This is a genomic window from Streptomyces sp. SID5469 (assembly GCF_009862865.1).
Taxonomy (GTDB): Bacteria; Actinomycetota; Actinomycetes; order Streptomycetales; family Streptomycetaceae; genus Streptomyces; species Streptomyces avermitilis.
The window spans coordinates 4970511-4984311 of sequence record NZ_WWIN01000001.1; the positions used below are offsets into that span (position 1 = coordinate 4970511).

General features: G+C 72.5%; 14 protein-coding genes. 2 read left to right on the forward strand and 12 right to left on the reverse strand.

Annotation, left to right across the window (positions count from 1 at the left end):
• Positions 1 to 5: 5 nt before the first annotated feature.
• Entirely contained in the window at positions 6 to 293 is a 288-nt protein-coding gene (locus GTY58_RS21140; RefSeq protein WP_037650855.1) for a hypothetical protein, read from the forward strand.
• Positions 294 to 351: 58 nt separating this feature from the next.
• Here the strand turns inward: GTY58_RS21140 and murJ are convergent, their stop codons facing one another.
• The 6 genes from murJ to GTY58_RS21160 form a co-directional block, all read right to left on the reverse strand.
• The gene (gene murJ, locus GTY58_RS21145; protein ID WP_010985481.1) at positions 352 to 2025 is read right to left on the reverse strand and encodes a murein biosynthesis integral membrane protein MurJ; all 1674 of its coding nucleotides are present in this window, start codon (positions 2023 to 2025) and stop codon (positions 352 to 354) included.
• A 76-nt stretch (positions 2026 to 2101) separates the two neighbouring features.
• Positions 2102 to 3907 carry an ABC transporter ATP-binding protein gene (locus tag GTY58_RS21150; RefSeq protein WP_010985482.1) on the reverse strand — a complete coding sequence of 602 codons (1806 nt, stop codon included), beginning with the start codon at positions 3905 to 3907 and terminating at the stop codon, positions 2102 to 2104.
• Between the two features lie 109 nt (positions 3908 to 4016).
• Positions 4017 to 4142 carry a hypothetical protein gene (locus GTY58_RS41370; protein WP_255253748.1) on the reverse strand — a complete coding sequence of 42 codons (126 nt, stop codon included), beginning with the start codon at positions 4140 to 4142 and terminating at the stop codon, positions 4017 to 4019.
• 80 nt (positions 4143 to 4222) lie between these two features.
• A complete protein-coding gene (locus tag GTY58_RS41375) occupies positions 4223 to 4357 on the reverse strand; it encodes a hypothetical protein (protein ID WP_010985484.1) in 135 nt (44 codons plus the stop codon).
• Between the two features lie 242 nt (positions 4358 to 4599).
• On the reverse strand, positions 4600 to 5892 hold the full coding sequence (locus GTY58_RS21155; protein WP_078234394.1) for a DUF2993 domain-containing protein: 1293 nt from the start codon (positions 5890 to 5892) through the stop codon (positions 4600 to 4602).
• Positions 5893 to 5950: 58 nt separating this feature from the next.
• Positions 5951 to 7762, reverse strand: a complete 1812-nt coding sequence (locus GTY58_RS21160) for a bifunctional metallophosphatase/5'-nucleotidase (protein WP_010985486.1) — start codon at positions 7760 to 7762, stop codon at positions 5951 to 5953.
• 151 nt (positions 7763 to 7913) lie between these two features.
• Here GTY58_RS21160 and mshD point away from each other — a divergent pair, with 151 nt between their 5' ends.
• A complete protein-coding gene (gene mshD, locus GTY58_RS21165) occupies positions 7914 to 8840 on the forward strand; it encodes a mycothiol synthase (RefSeq protein ID WP_010985487.1) in 927 nt (308 codons plus the stop codon).
• Between the two features lie 73 nt (positions 8841 to 8913).
• Here the strand turns inward: mshD and GTY58_RS41690 are convergent, their stop codons facing one another.
• The 6 genes from GTY58_RS41690 to GTY58_RS21195 all read right to left on the reverse strand — a co-directional run bounded on the left by GTY58_RS41690 (position 8914) and on the right by GTY58_RS21195 (position 13713).
• Positions 8914 to 9234, reverse strand: coding sequence for a hypothetical protein (locus GTY58_RS41690; RefSeq protein WP_338058988.1), 321 nt, complete (start codon positions 9232 to 9234; stop codon positions 8914 to 8916).
• Between the two features lie 353 nt (positions 9235 to 9587).
• On the reverse strand, positions 9588 to 11159 hold the full coding sequence (locus GTY58_RS21175) for a hypothetical protein (protein ID WP_010985489.1): 1572 nt from the start codon (positions 11157 to 11159) through the stop codon (positions 9588 to 9590).
• Complete coding sequence (locus GTY58_RS21180; protein WP_010985490.1) at positions 11156 to 12022, reverse strand: ABC transporter ATP-binding protein; 867 nt, start codon at positions 12020 to 12022, stop codon at positions 11156 to 11158. The genes GTY58_RS21175 and GTY58_RS21180 overlap by 4 nt, the downstream gene beginning before the upstream one ends.
• 91 nt (positions 12023 to 12113) lie before the next feature.
• Positions 12114 to 12320 carry a hypothetical protein gene (locus tag GTY58_RS21185; protein WP_010985491.1) on the reverse strand — a complete coding sequence of 69 codons (207 nt, stop codon included), beginning with the start codon at positions 12318 to 12320 and terminating at the stop codon, positions 12114 to 12116.
• Complete coding sequence (locus tag GTY58_RS21190; RefSeq protein WP_010985492.1) at positions 12320 to 13177, reverse strand: membrane protein; 858 nt, start codon at positions 13175 to 13177, stop codon at positions 12320 to 12322. The genes GTY58_RS21185 and GTY58_RS21190 overlap by 1 nt, the downstream gene beginning before the upstream one ends.
• Positions 13174 to 13713 carry an RNA polymerase sigma factor gene (locus GTY58_RS21195; RefSeq protein ID WP_010985493.1) on the reverse strand — a complete coding sequence of 180 codons (540 nt, stop codon included), beginning with the start codon at positions 13711 to 13713 and terminating at the stop codon, positions 13174 to 13176. The genes GTY58_RS21190 and GTY58_RS21195 overlap by 4 nt, the downstream gene beginning before the upstream one ends.
• Between the last annotated feature and the right edge of the window lie 88 nt (positions 13714 to 13801).

Sequence of the window (13801 nt, forward strand, 5' to 3'; positions counted from 1 at the left end):
CCAGCGTGGACGGAACGTCCGAACAGCTTCGGCTGCTGCCCTGGACCACCCCCGACGGCAGGCCCTGCTACCTCAGCGCCGCCAGTGACCACAGCCGTCTGTCCCTGCTCGCCGACGACATGGAGGCGGCCCAACTGGACTCCGCCGAGCAGGTGCTGGCCGGAGCGAAGGCCGTGCTCGCCGACCCCAAGGCCGGCGAACGCGCGGTGCGCTTCGCGCTCACCAGGGCGACCGAGTCCCTCGGGGACACCCTCCGCATCGCCGTCAGCCGAGGCGGACGCCTCCCCGGGTAGCAGACCGGCAAGCGCAGGACGGACGGCGACACCGAAGGCACGGTCCCGGCGGAGCCGATTAGCCCCGCCCGGGCAGCCGTAGCTCGCTGACCTTCAACAGCCGGGCGAGGGCGACGTAGACCAGGGCCATCGTCACCGCTCCCGCGGCGAGGGCGAGCGCGGTCGGTGTCGTGGTGGCGGTGGCCCGGGCCGCCGCCCAGCCCGCGCCCGCGGCGACGGCGGACGCGCACAGCAATTTTCCGTACGTGCGCCGCAGCTCCCCGTCGTCGAGGCGGCGGCCGCCGAGCCGCTTCCGCAGCAGCCTGGCGGTGAGAAGGAGTCCGGCCAGGTACGACAGGGTGTACCCGGCCGCCATGCCGGTCACCGCCCAGCGGGCGGGGAGCAGCAGATGGCAGGCGGTGGCCAGCGCGATGTTCACCACGGCGATCCAGACGGCCATGAAGAAGGGCGTCCGGGTGTCCTCGAAGGCGTAGAAGCCGCGCAGCAGGAGGTACTGGGCGGAGAACGGGATCAGGCCGAGGCCGAACGCCTGGAGCATGTGTCCGAGCGGCTGCGCGGAGGCGGCGTCCGCCGCGCCGTGGGCGAAGAGCAGGGTCGCGATCCCCGGGCCCAGCGCGAGGAAGAGGAATCCGGCGGGCACGATGACCACGCCGCTGATCCGCAGCACCCGGGAGAGATCGGCGCGCAGATCCGGCAGGCGGTCCTCCGCGACGGCCCGGCTCATGCGTGGCAGCAGCGCGGTCACCAGGGAGACGGTGACGATGGACTGCGGCAGCATCCAGATCGTCTGCGCGTACGTGTAGGCCGTGTATCCGGCGCCGGCCTTCGGGAGTTCCTGGTCGACGGCGTTGGCGTAGTTGGTGACCACGGTCAGGGCGACCTGGTTGGCCAGCACGAGGAGCAGGGTCCACTTCGCGGCGTGGACGCTCTTGCCGAGACCCGTGCCGCGCCAGTCGAACCGCGGCCGGAACCGGAAGCCGGCCGCCCGCACGAAGGGAATCAGCGCGAGGGCCTGGAGCGCGATCCCGGCGGTGGTGCACACTCCGAGGAAGCGCACCTGCTGTCCGGTGATGTCCTCCACCCGGTCCGGGACCGTCATCAGGCTCAAGTACGCGCCGAACATGCCTATCAGCACGACGTTGTTCAGCACCGGCGTCCACATCATCGCGCCGAACTTCTCGCGGGCGTTGAGGACTTGGCCGAGGATGCTGAACACCCCGTAGAAGAAGATCTGCGGCAGCAGGAACCGGGCGAAGACCACGGTCAGCTCGAACGCCTCATGGCTGTCCGGGGTGTCCCGCATGTACAGGGCCACGATGCCCGGGGCGGCCCACACCGCCAGCGCCGTCCCCACGCCCAGGACGCACAGGACGAGCGTCACCAGGCGCTGCTCGTAGGCCCGTCCGCCGTCCGGCTGGGTCGCGCGGGCCCGCACCAGCTGCGGCACGAGCACGGCGTTGAGCGCGCCGCCGATCAGCAGGGTGTAGAGACTGGTCGGCACCGTGTTCGCCGTGTTGTACGTACTGGCCAGCAGGCCCGTGCCCAGCGCCGCGGCTTGCAGCACCTGCCGGATCAGCCCGGTCGCCCGCGACACCACCGTGCCCAGCGCCATGAGCAACGACGAACGGGCCAGCCCGCCCTTGCCCGCCCTGGCCTTCGGAGCGGCATGCCGCCCCTCCACCAGATCCCCCGCCGACGCGGCCCCCGTCGCGGACTCAGTCCCCTCAACCATCCGGTAAACCTACGTGGTTGACCCGCCGTCTTCGGCGGCGGGAGGCAGGCGGCGGGCGGCGGGCGGCGGGCGGCGCTCAGAGGCGGAGCATCAGGGTGTCCTCGCCGGGCACGGACATGGTCTCCGCCACTGACACGGTCTCCGTCACCGTTTCCGGCAGCGGCGCCGCCAGCCTCGCGTATGCCCCGCCCCGGGCGATGAGTTCCGTGTGCGTGCCCGTCTCGACCAGGCGGCCGCCGTCCACCACGAGGATGCTGTCCGCGTCCGGGGCCAGGCTCAGGTCGTGCGTGATCATGATGGTCGTACGGCCGGACATGAGCCGCCGCAGCGGCAGCACCACGCGGCGCGCGGCGAGCGCGTCGAGGCCTGCCGTCGGCTCGTCGAGGACCAGCACCGGGGCCGGGCGGAGCATCGCGCGGGCGATCGCGATCCGCTGGAGCTGGCCACCGGACAGGGCCGCCGTGCCGGGGGCGATCTCCGTGTCGTATCCGTCGGGCAGGGCGGCGATGAAGTCGTGCGCCGCCGCGTCCCGGGCCGCGCTCTCGATCTCCGTGTCCGTGGCGCCCGGGCGGCCGCACTCGATGTTCTCGCGGATCGTGCCGTGCAGGATCAGGGTCTCCTGGGGCAGCAGGGCCACGTTCTCGCGCAGGAACTCCAGGGGTACGTCCGACAGCGGGACGCCGTCCAGGCAGATCGCGCCCGCCGTCGGATCGTAGAAGCGGGTCAGCAGCTTCGACAGCGTCGACTTTCCGGCGCCGCTCGGGCCCGTGACCAGGACGAGTTCGCCGGGGCCCGCCGTGAACGTCACGTCGTGCAGGGACTCGCGGCCAGAGCCCGGGTAGCGGAAGGACGCGCCGTGGAAGCTGACCCAGCCGCGTACGGGCCACGGGGCGACCGGTGCGGCGGGATCGGTCACCGCCGGCTTCGCATCGAGGATCTCCTGGAGGCGGGCCGCGCCCGCGGTGGCGGCGGTCAGGGTCAGGCCGAGCTGACCGAGGTTGCGGATCGGCGGGTAGAGATAGCCGAGGAAGGCGGCGAAGGCCAGCAACTGGCCCAGCGTCATACGGCCCTGGGAGATCTCCCAGGCGCCCAGGCCGATCACCGCGAGCACGCACAGCGTCTCGACGACCTCGACGACCTGCTCGTACATCTCGCTCGCCCGCGCCCCGCGCACGGACGCCCGCATCCAGGCACGTGCCTCGCGGTCGAGCCGCTTCTCCTCGGCGCCGCGGCGGTTGTACGCCTGGGTGAGGACGATGTTGCCGAGGGACTCCTCGACGACCGAGGTGATCGCGCCGTCGGCGGCCCGCTCGTCCTGCGCGGACTCCTTGATACGGCCGGCGAAGCGGCGTGCGGTGACGAGGAAGAGAGGGGCGAGCAGGAAGGTGACGAGGGCCAGGTCCCAGCGCAGCCAGAGCGCGGCGGCCGCGTAGAAGACGGCGGAGAAGGCGGCGGAGAAGGTGCCGACCACCCCCGATACGACCAGCTGTTCGATGGCCTCCACGTCACCCGTCAGCCGCTCCACCAGGTCGCCCTGGCGGTGCTTCTGGAAGAAGTCCGGCGGCAGGTCCTGGACGTGCCGGAAGACGTTCGCGCGCAGCCGCAGGACGAAGCGCTCGGCGGTCCAGGTGGCGAGCGAGTTGCCGAGGTAGCCGACGAACGCGCCGAGGGCGGCGGCGCCCAGCCAGGCCACGGCGGGACCCCAGAAGGCGGAGAGCGAACCGGCCTTCAGGGCGTGGTCGGTGAGCTCGGCGAAGAGCAGGATCGACGCGGTCTCGGCGAGCGCGGACACGATCACGCACCCGATGATGAGCGCCAGCCACTTGCGGTCGCCGCGCGTCAGCGGCCAGAAGCGCGCGAACGCCTCTTTGACCTCGCGCATGTCACTTCTCCTTCTCGGTAACCCCTGGGACGTGGTCCCGGTACCCCCGGGACATGGCCGAGGCGGGGCCGCCGGAGAGATGTCCGGTGGCCCCGCCTCGTGGCGGACGTCAGCCCTGCTTGCCGACCGGGCGGCGCCTCGGCGCGGCCTTCTTCGGCGCGTGCTTCTTGGGGGCGGCCTTCTTCGGGGCCGGCTTCTCGTTCTTCTTGATGGGGGTGATCTTGTGGAAGCTCATGGGAATGCCTCTTTCCGCGAATTGAATTGCTCAGGTATTTGCTGTGCGTAAGCCCTGAAGGCTGTGAATCAACCCTGGAATCAATCCTGGCTCTTGTTGCCGACCGGGCGGCGGACCTGACGCCTGGCCGGCTTGTGCTGCGCCTTCTTGGGGGCGGGGGCGGCGGGAGCGGCCTTGCGGGGCTTCTTGACCGGGGCGACCTTGTGGAAGCTCATGGGTGTCTCCTTGTTCCGTGCGGGTGACGTGCGGGTGATTTCCCTTTGCCGTTTGCGTTGTTCGCTTTCGACATGGAAAACACTACGGGACCCCGGGGCCGGAAAAGGCTAATTCAGCTGAGACCTCAATGAATTGCGCCTGAGACAAATTTTCAGACGGCCCGCGGAACCGAACCCGTATTCACACAGAATTTAGGACGATGTCCCGTCAGGACCCACGCCCCGTCAGGACTTGCGCCCCGTCAGGACTTGCCGACGCGCAGTCCCGACCCCACGAGCCGCACCCGGATGCCGTCCTTCATCACGCGTACGTCCCGCAGCCACAGGTCCCCGTGCTCCGGCTGCGGGAGACGGAAACCGAAGGAGAGACGGTCGACGAGGACCGGGCGGGTGAGCCGGGACAGGCCGTCGAGGAGCGCGGGGTCAAGACCGAAGCGCTTCAGCAGCTCCGGGTGGGCCGCCGCCACGTCGATCAGGTTCAGGCCCATCGCCTGGCGCGCGAAGCGGTCCGAGCCGGTGAGCTCGGCGAGCTTCGTGTCGTCGCTCAGGGCCGCGCGGACCGCCGCGTCGGGGACCCGCAGGGCACGCACGATCGACGGGACCGACAGCAGCGCCTTCGCCTTCGCCGTCTCGTGGGCGAGCCGGGCCGCCGACCGCCGGCTCAGATGCAGGCCCTCGGAGGGGCGGGTGCCCGGCCGGTAGGTGGCCACGTCCCCGATGTCCAGGCGCATACCGCCGATCCGCGTCGCGATGCCGCGCGCGCCGTCCCGCTCGATCCGGGCCTGCGCCCTCAGCCGCAGGTCGTGGCCCGCCACCGGCAGCGTGCCGCGCGCCAGCACCCGGTCGCGGCCCTCGCCCCTGAACCTCACCTGGGACGCGCCGAGTTCCCGGTCGAGGTCGTCGAAGGCGAGCAGCACCTCGCCGTGCAGCTCGGGTATGCGGGCGCCGCGCGGGGACGTCGGGCCGCCGTTGATGCGTACGCCCGTCGCGGTCGCCGACACCTTCGCCAGCGAGACCCGGTCGGCCGCCACGTCCGGCACGGTCAGCTTCACCGAGTCCAGTCGGCTGTCGCCGAGTTGGGTGAGGAAGGGAAAGCCGTCGATCTCGACCTCGGGCGCCGCGCTCAGACCGAGCCGGTCCTGGAGCGCTCCGGCCGCCCGCTGCTCGGCGTAGAGCAGTGCCCAGCGGTCGGCGAGGGTGAGGAAGGCGGCGAGAACAAGGACTCCGACCACCGCCTTCATCGCGAGCGGCAGCCCGGCGAAGCGACGTCGGCGGCGCCGGGCGCCGCGGCGCCGGTGGTTGGGCGGAGCCCAGTCCTCCACGGGCTCGGGCTCCTCCACCCGGAGGAACTCGTCCAGCGGCAACACTTCCAACGGCCCGTCGTCCAGGGCGCCCAGCTCGTCGTAGGGATTTGTATAGGTGTTCGGGCGGGTATTCGTATGCGGATCCGTATCGGGATCCGCATACGGATCCGTATCGGAATCCGTATCGGAATCCGCATCGGGATGCGTCGCTGTGCGGTGGGGAGTACGCATCGATTCATTCGATCATGCGCACCGGCCCCACACGCAACCGCTACCTCAGGTATGCGACCTACTTCACGACCGTGATCCGGTTCGCCGCCGGCACCGGATAAGGCGTCCCGGCCGAGGAGTTGGCCGTCAGGTACGCCTCGAGCGCGGCCAGGTCGTCACCGCCGACGACGACGTTCGTGCCCTTGCCGAGCTCCGCGAAGCCGTCGCCGCCGCCCGCGAGGAAGGAGTTCATCGCGACGCGGTAGGAGGCGGCCGGGTCGATCGCCGAGCCGTTCAGCTTGACGGAGTCGGTGACCACGCGCGCGGCGCCCGCCTTGGTGAGATCCAGGGTGTACGTCAGCCCGCCGGAGATCTGGAGGATCTTCGGCGCGGCCTCGTTGGACCCGCTCACCTGCTGCTGGAGCGCGGTGACCAGCTGTGCGCCGGTCAGGTTCACCAGGTTCACGGTGTTGGCGAACGGCTGGACCGTGTACGCCTCGCCGTACGTCACCACCCCGTCGCCCTCGCCGCCGCTCGCCGCGTAGGTGAGCGGGGCGCGGATGCCGCCCGGGTTCATCAGGGCCACGTCGGCCTCGGGGTCGACGGACCTGGCGTACGCGAGCTGCGCGTCCGCGATCAGGTCCCCGAGCGGGGACTCGGCACCCGTGTTGCCGATCTCGCCCGCGATGTAGCCGAGGGGCCGGGAGGCGATCGGCGCGGAGAGCGTCTTCCACTTGGTGATGAGGGCCGTCATGTCGGCGGCCTTCGTCACGTCACGGGTGACGACGCGGTTCACCGACTTCGTGGCCTTCACCGCCGTACGCGCGATGTCGCCGGTCCGCCGGTCGTACGTCAGGGTCGTGTCCGTGTAGAGGCGGCCGAAGGAGGACGCCGAGGTGACCATGCGCGGCTTGCCCGCCGGGTCGTTGATCGTGCACGCGTACGCCTGGTGGGTGTGGCCGGTGACCAGCGCGTCCACCGCCGGGGTCACGTTCTTGGCGATGTCGACGATCGGGCCGGAGATGCCGTCGCCGGCGCCCGGGCTGTCGCAGTCGTAGTTGTACGCCGTCGACGCGGGCGCGCCGCCCTCGTGGATCAGTGCGACGATCGACTTCACGCCCTGCTTCTGGAGCACCTTGGCGTACTTGTTGATCGTCTCGACCTCGTCGCCGAACTTGAGGCCCTTGACGCCGTCGGCGGAGACGATGTTCGGGGTGCCTTCGAGGGTCACGCCGATGAAGCCGACCTTGACGCCGTTCTTCTTCCACACCCAGTAGGGCTTGAGGAGCGGCTTGCCGGTCTTCTCGTCGGTGACGTTCGCGGCGAGGTAGGGGAAGTCGGCGCCCCGGAACTTCTCGCTGTCGTCGTCGTAACAGCCGTCCTTCGGGTGACAGCCGCCGTTCTGGAGGCGGGCCAGTTCCTTGGCGCCCTCGTCGAACTCGTGGTTGCCGACGCTCGTCACGTCCAGGTCGAGCTTGTTCAGCGCGGCGATCGTCGGCTCGTCGTGGAAGAGGCCGGAGATCAGCGGGGACGCGCCGACCATGTCGCCCGCGCCTGCCGTGATCGAGTACTTCTTGCCCTTGCGGGCCTCACGCAGATGCGTGGCGAGGTACTCGACACCGCCCGCGTCGACGGTCTTGCTCGTCCCGTCCGCCTGAAGCTCCGTGACCCGCCCCGAAGAACCGGCCGGCGGCTCCAGGTTGCCGTGCAGGTCGTTGAAGGACAGCAGCTGTACGTCCTGGTAGCGGCCGGGAAGGCCGTGCCCGTGGCCGCCGGGCCTGCCGCCGCCGGCGCTCGCGGGCAGCGCGGCGACCAGCGCGCCGACGGTGGCGAGCCCCGCGGCGGTGGAGAGGATGCGGTGGATACGTCTGTGCCGGTACGTCGGCGGCATGGGCCCCCCTGCGTGAGTTGTGTAAAGGCTGTGCCAAGGCGGTGGTTCGCGCAGCCTAGATTCAACGCGCGTAGCGCAACAGGGGGTTCGTGGTTACAAGCAGGTTGCCGTTGCCTCCCCTTTGCCCCCTGCTCCCCGTACCCTCGTACGCATGACCAGCGACGACACCGTATGGCCGGGCGCCGGCCGTTCCATCGAGACCCTTGCCGCGCTCTCCCCCGGGCAGGCCGAAGCCGTGCTCGCGCTCCTCGACGAGGCCGCGCGGGTCGACGGGCAGCCGGCGGTGTCCGAGCAGGGGCGGCTACAGCTGCGCGGCGGCGAGCGGGAGGGCGTACGGCATCTGCTGCTGAGCGCGGGCGACACGCTCGTCGGGTACGCGCAGCTGGAGGACACCGACCCGGTGGAGGCCCCGGCCGCCGAGCTGGTCGTGCACCCCGCGCACCGCGGGCGCGGACACGGGCGGGCGCTGGGTACGGCGCTGCTGGCCGCGACCGGCAAGCGGCTGCGGGCGTGGGCGCACGGCGGACACTCGGCCGCCCGGCACCTGGCGCAGGTGCTCGGGCTGACCCTCTTCCGTGAACTGCGCCAGATGCGGCGGCCGTTGGCCGGGCTCGACCTGGCCGAGCCGAAGCTGCCGGACGGTGTCACCGTGCGCGCCTTCGTGCCGGGCCAGGACGACGCGGCCTGGCTCGCGGTGAACGCGGCGGCCTTCGCGCACCACCCCGAGCAGGGCTCCCTCACCCAGCGCGACCTCGACGACCGCAAGGCGGAGCCGTGGTTCGACCCGGCCGGCTTCTTCCTGGCCGAGCGCGACGGCGAGCTGATCGGCTTCCACTGGACGAAGGTGCACGCGCAGGAGGGCATCGGCGAGGTGTACGTGCTCGGCGTCCGCCCCGGCGCCCAGGGCGGCGGCCTCGGCAAGGCCCTGACGACGATCGGACTACGCCATCTGGAGGCACAGGGACTGCCGACCGCGATGCTGTACGTCGACGCGGACAACAAGGCGGCGGTGAGCGTGTACGAGCGACTGGGCTTCGCCACGCACGAGACGGACCTGATGTACCGAACGGAGTCGTGAGCGGCGGCGGGCACGGAGGCGGGCTCAGCCCCCGTCAGCCCCCGTCAGCCCCGGTTCGTTCCCCTACCGGCGTTCACTTCCCGGAGCGCGGCGGACGGCGGCGCGTACCGGAGGTCAGCCGTCGTGCCCGCAGGGGTTCCGGCCCGGACGCGGCCCAGACCAGCACCCCGACGGCGAGGAGCGCCGCCCACCGCACATGCGCGGCCTGCCACCGCGGGTCGGCCGGGCCGACGTACAGCGACCAGCGCCCGGGAAGCAGCAACAACCCGGCACAGGCGGCGAACAGCAGCCAGGCCGCCGTGGCCGCGCCCGGCTCCGCCGTGTCCGACCAGCGCACGGCGGCGGCCGCGCCGGCCAGGGCGAGCGCCGCCAGCGCGGCCGCCTCCAGGGTCACCGGCCCGGCCGGGGGCCGCCCCGGGGCGAGGAGCAGTACGGCCGTCCACCACAGCGCGGCGACCGGCGCGACGAGCTGCCAGGCGCAGCCCGGTGCGTACCGGCCGCCGGGTCGGCACCGCGGCGGTGGTGTGCCGGGCCGGGTCGTCGAGCAGGAAGGCGAGCCCGAGGGCGAGGCACAGGGCGCCGGCCCGCAGCGGGGGAAGGCTCTCCCAGGGCCACAGCCGCGGCAGCCCGGCGAACACCAGGCCGAGCGCACCGGCCACCGCGAGCGCCCGCCACGGGAGGGTACGCAGCACGGGACCGAGCAGCGCGCGGATCACGGCGTACTCGCCCCCGATCCCCCGCTCCCCGCTACTCGTCCGCACACTCGTCCCCGGTCGCCTTGGGCGCCGCCACCCCCAGCAGCTCGGCCGCCCTCGTGAGCGACGTCTTCGAGGACGTCAGCTCCGTCCAGTGCGTCTTCACCCGGGCCGTGACGCCGTAGCGCGGGCGCTCGAACAACTCCCGTACGACCGTGGTCTGTCCGCGCGTCATGGACAGCCCGTCCGTCGGGGTCAGGGCCAGGGCGGAGCCCTCGACGGAGTCGTCGAGGCGGACGTCGCCCAGCGCGTAGACCGGGTCGGACTCCGTGCCCAAAGCCAGCCACATGATGGTCACCACCCGTGCGTCGCACATCTCGACGGTCGCGTTCTCGTTGCCCGCCACCAGCACCGAGGCGACGGCGACCGCGAACTTCAGACGCTGGTTGCCACCCCACTCGGTGCCGACGGTGACCTGCCGCGGCGTCCGGACGGGGTCGATCGCGGCGTCGCTGGTCAGATCGGAGATGTCCGCGACCCGCTGCCGTACGGTCAGCCGCTCGCCCCCGGCGGCCCCGCCCGCGAGGGACTGGACGCGCTCCACCACCTCGGCCCAGTCGGCACGTTGGCCGCTCCACTCGGGGAAGGCGCAGTACGTCGACCGGCCGAGCGGGGCACACGACTGGACCTTCTCCGGCGTACGGGACGCCGTCGTACGGGCCTTGGCCAGGGCCGCCGAGTCGCCCGGGGACTGCCCGGCGGCACCCGCGACCGTGACGGCGAGCGCGAGGGCGGTCAGCGCCTTCACCCTGCGGGCCCGTCCGCCGCTCAGCAGCACCGCGGCACCCAGCAGCAGACCCGCGAGACCCACCAGATACAGCGCGTGCCAGGCGGCCGGGCGGCCCAGCAGATCGGAGGGCAGCGGAGGGGCGCCGGTCTCGGAGACGGTCGGCCACAGCCACTTCTGCCAGTGCCCGTCGTTCGTGCCCGCGGCCACGAGGACGGCGAAGAAGAAGGCACCGACCACGAGCAGCGGGACGGCCAGGGAGTAGGGGATCAGCCGGGCGAGCAGCACCCCGAGGATCCCGGTCAGCAGCACCATGAGCGGTCCCACGGCCAGTTCGGCCACCGACCCGTGTCCGACCGCGCCCGGCTTCAGTGCCGCCCAGCTGAACTCGAAGGCGACGACCAGCGCGGTGACGACGGCGTACGGGACGACGGACAGGGCGTGCGCGAGGGTGCGCCGCCACGGCTCCATCACCAGCACGTCGAAGTGGCCGTCGGTGCCGTTCCGCCGGGAGCGCAGTACGGTCCGGTTGACGCAGGCGAGCAGGGCGATGGCGAGGAACAGCGGCCCGGACTGGGTACCGCGGTCGACGTCCTGGAGGATCGGGTAGTCGCCCGCCGCGTCGCCGGCGAACAGCTGCCAGCCGGTGAAGCCGAAGTACAGGGGCAGGAACACGAACACCGGTATGTGATGGAGCAGTTCGCGCGCCTCGAAGCGGGCGAGGGCGAGGACGGCGGCCGCGGGGCGCCCGTCGGGCCGTACCGGTTCGTCCATGGCGGGGGCGGCCCCCTCCGTGTCCGCGTCCCTGAGGGCGCTCGGGGTCGTGCTCGTGCTCATGCCGCCACCTCCGCCGGCTCGCCGTCGAGGGCGAGCAGGTAGCCGTCCTCCAGGGTGGGGTCGAGAAGCCGGGCGCCCTCGGGCGGGTCGCCGACGTTGCGGAACGACCCCGTGCCCGTGCGCCAGCCGGCCCGCGCCCCCGGATCGCGCTCCGTGCTGCTCCACACATGGCCCGCCGCCCGTGCGGTCAGCTCGGCCGGGGTGCCCTCGAAGCGGACGCGGCCCCGGGCCATGACGATCACCTGGTGGCAGAGCATCGCGACGTCCTCGGTCTGGTGGGTGGACAGCAGCACGGTCCGGCCCTCGCCCGCCTGGGCGATCAGCTCCCGGAAGCGCATGCGCTGTTCGGGGTCGAGGCCGACGGTCGGTTCGTCGAGGACGAGGAAGCCGGGGTCGCCGACCAGCGCGGCGGCCAGGGCGACGCGCTGCCGCATGCCGCCGGACAGCCGCTTGATGCGCTTGCCGCGTACGTCCGACAGGTCGACGGCGTCGAGCACGCGCCGCACCTCCCGGTGCCGGGTGCCGCGCTCGGTCAGCTCCTTGAGGATCGCCACGTAGTCGACGAACTCGAAGGCGGTGAAGTCCGGGTGGAAGCCGGGGGTCTGCGGCAGATAGCCGAGCTCCCGGCGGACTTCCTGCCGTCCGGCCGCGGTGCCCGGGTCGTGGCCGAGCACGGTGAAGGCACCCCGGTCGGCGGGCACGGCGGTGGCCAGGACCCGCAACAGGGTGGTCTTTCCGGCCCCGTTGGGCCCGAGCAGCCCGGTGACACCCGGGTGGAGGCGGACGGTCACGTCGTCGAGGGCGGCGGTACCGCCGTAGCGGAGGGTCAGGCCGCAGCCCGAAACCGTGGGTGCGCTGGTCACGCGGCACTCCTGAGAAAGAGGTCGAAGGAGGAGGGGCAGGAGGGGCAGGAGGGGCAGGAGGGGCAGGGGAGGGAACTGGGGGACCCGGTGGTCATGAGTCGCCCCCGTCGTCCCCGAAGGTCTGGTGCGAGCGGGTGCCGCCGAGGCCGATCCGGGCGACCGGGCCGAGGACGCGGAGCACCGCGTCCAGGACCAGGAGGGCCGCCGCGGCACCGGTGAGGACCGCCGCGGCGGTCAGCCGGGCCGCCCTGGCCGCCCGTGGTCGCCATCCGCGAAGGAGACCGCGCGGGCCGGGCATCACACCGCACCCCCGCCCGGCAGGTGCGCGAACGGCAGGCGCGCGGCGACGGAGTCGAAACGGTCCCGGGTCCGGTACAGCAGCCCGGCGGCCAGCGCCGCGACCACGGCCGCGGCTCCCTGGCCCGCCATGGTGAACGGCGCGAGCGTCTCGTGGGTCCTCGCCTGCGCGACCAGCAGCAGCCCGATCCACGCCCCGCCGGTCAGGGCGGGCGCGAGAACCGGCCCGAGCCGGGGGGTCAGCGCGAGCCCGGTGCCGGTGAGGGCGAGCGCGGGCAGCAGCCAGGCCAGGGCGCGCAGTCCGTAGCCGGGCAGCGCGAGCGTGGCGAGCCCGTTCAGGAGGAGGCCGGTGGCCAGCACCGCGAGCGTGCGGATCAGCAGCAGCCGGAATCCGTGCAGCGGCGCGACCACGGCCATCTCGTACGTCGGGTCGAGCACGGGGCCGTACGACAGCGCGACCCCGGCGAGCGGGAGCAGCGGCGCGAGTGCGAGGAACAGGGCCGGAGAGTCCACGGTGAGCACGATGCCCACCGTCATGACCAGCAGGAACGCGACCGCGCCCAGCCAGGAGCGGCGCAGCACGGGCGTGGCCGTCAGCAGCCGCGCGGTGTGGTCGGCCACGCCCGCCCGTACCAGCAGCGACTCGAACATTCCGGGCCGGGGCGCGTCCAGCTCGGCGTCGAGCCGCTCCCACGCGGCGTCCAGCGCGACCGGGTCGCCGGCCTCGGCCAGCGCCGCCCGGCACCGCTCGCACGCGGCGAGGTGGGTGTCGGCGGACCAGAGCCGGGGCGGTGCCAACTCGCCCTGTACGTAAGCCCGGAGGTCGTCCTCCGGCACATGCCAGGTCGTATCCCTCATGCCAGCGCCTCCCGCAGCTGCTTCCGGGCCCGCAGGGCCCGTGTCTTGACCGTGCCGGGCGGAATGCCGAGCAGGACGGCCGCTTCCCTGGTGGTGAGACCGTCGATCACCGTGGCCTGGAGCACCGCCCGCAGCTCCGGCGAGAGCCGGACGAGGGCGCCCGCGAGGTCCCCGTGCTCCACCCCCGCGAGCACGCGTTCCTCCGCGGACGCCTCGTCTCGGTGCCGCAGCCGCGCCAGCGCCTGCCGCAGCCGTCCGCGCGCCCCGTCGCCGCGCAGCGCGTCGATGAGCCGCCGCGAGCCGACGCGCCACAGCCAGCCGGCCACGTCCCCGTCCTCGCGGTAGCGGGCCGTGCCGCGCCACACCGCGAGGAACGTCTCCTGAACGACGTCGTCCACGAGGCCCGCGTCGGCGCAGCGTCCGCGCAGCCGGGCGGTCAGCCAGGGCGCGTACCGCCGGTACAGCTCCTCGAAGGCGCGCCGGTCCCCGTCCGCCGCGGCCCGCAGCAGTTCCCCGTCGCTTCTCGTCTCCCTCACGCCCCTTCATCGGACGAGCCCCTGCGATCGGTTCACTCGAACGGACTTGACTTTGCGACGAGTCTTGCACCACCCTTTCACTACTCAA

What these genes read in the sequence shown, in the direction of transcription:
- GTY58_RS21155 (WP_078234394.1), bottom strand. Translation starts at nt 5,892, where the DNA reads ATGCGTACTCCCCACCGCACAGCGACGCATCCCGATGCGGATTCCGAT.
- GTY58_RS41370 (WP_255253748.1), bottom strand. Translation starts at nt 4,142, where the DNA reads ATGAGCTTCCACAAGATCACCCCCATCAAGAAGAACGAGAAGCCGGCC.
- GTY58_RS21150 (WP_010985482.1), bottom strand. Translation starts at nt 3,907, where the DNA reads ATGCGCGAGGTCAAAGAGGCGTTCGCGCGCTTCTGGCCGCTGACGCGC.
- mshD (WP_010985487.1), top strand. Translation starts at nt 7,914, where the DNA reads ATGACCAGCGACGACACCGTATGGCCGGGCGCCGGCCGTTCCATCGAG.
- GTY58_RS41375 (WP_010985484.1), bottom strand. Translation starts at nt 4,357, where the DNA reads ATGAGCTTCCACAAGGTCGCCCCGGTCAAGAAGCCCCGCAAGGCCGCT.
- murJ (WP_010985481.1), bottom strand. Translation starts at nt 2,025, where the DNA reads ATGGTTGAGGGGACTGAGTCCGCGACGGGGGCCGCGTCGGCGGGGGAT.
- GTY58_RS21175 (WP_010985489.1), bottom strand. Translation starts at nt 11,159, where the DNA reads ATGAGCACGAGCACGACCCCGAGCGCCCTCAGGGACGCGGACACGGAG.
- GTY58_RS21160 (WP_010985486.1), bottom strand. Translation starts at nt 7,762, where the DNA reads ATGCCGCCGACGTACCGGCACAGACGTATCCACCGCATCCTCTCCACC.
- GTY58_RS21190 (WP_010985492.1), bottom strand. Translation starts at nt 13,177, where the DNA reads ATGAGGGATACGACCTGGCATGTGCCGGAGGACGACCTCCGGGCTTAC.
- GTY58_RS21185 (WP_010985491.1), bottom strand. Translation starts at nt 12,320, where the DNA reads ATGCCCGGCCCGCGCGGTCTCCTTCGCGGATGGCGACCACGGGCGGCC.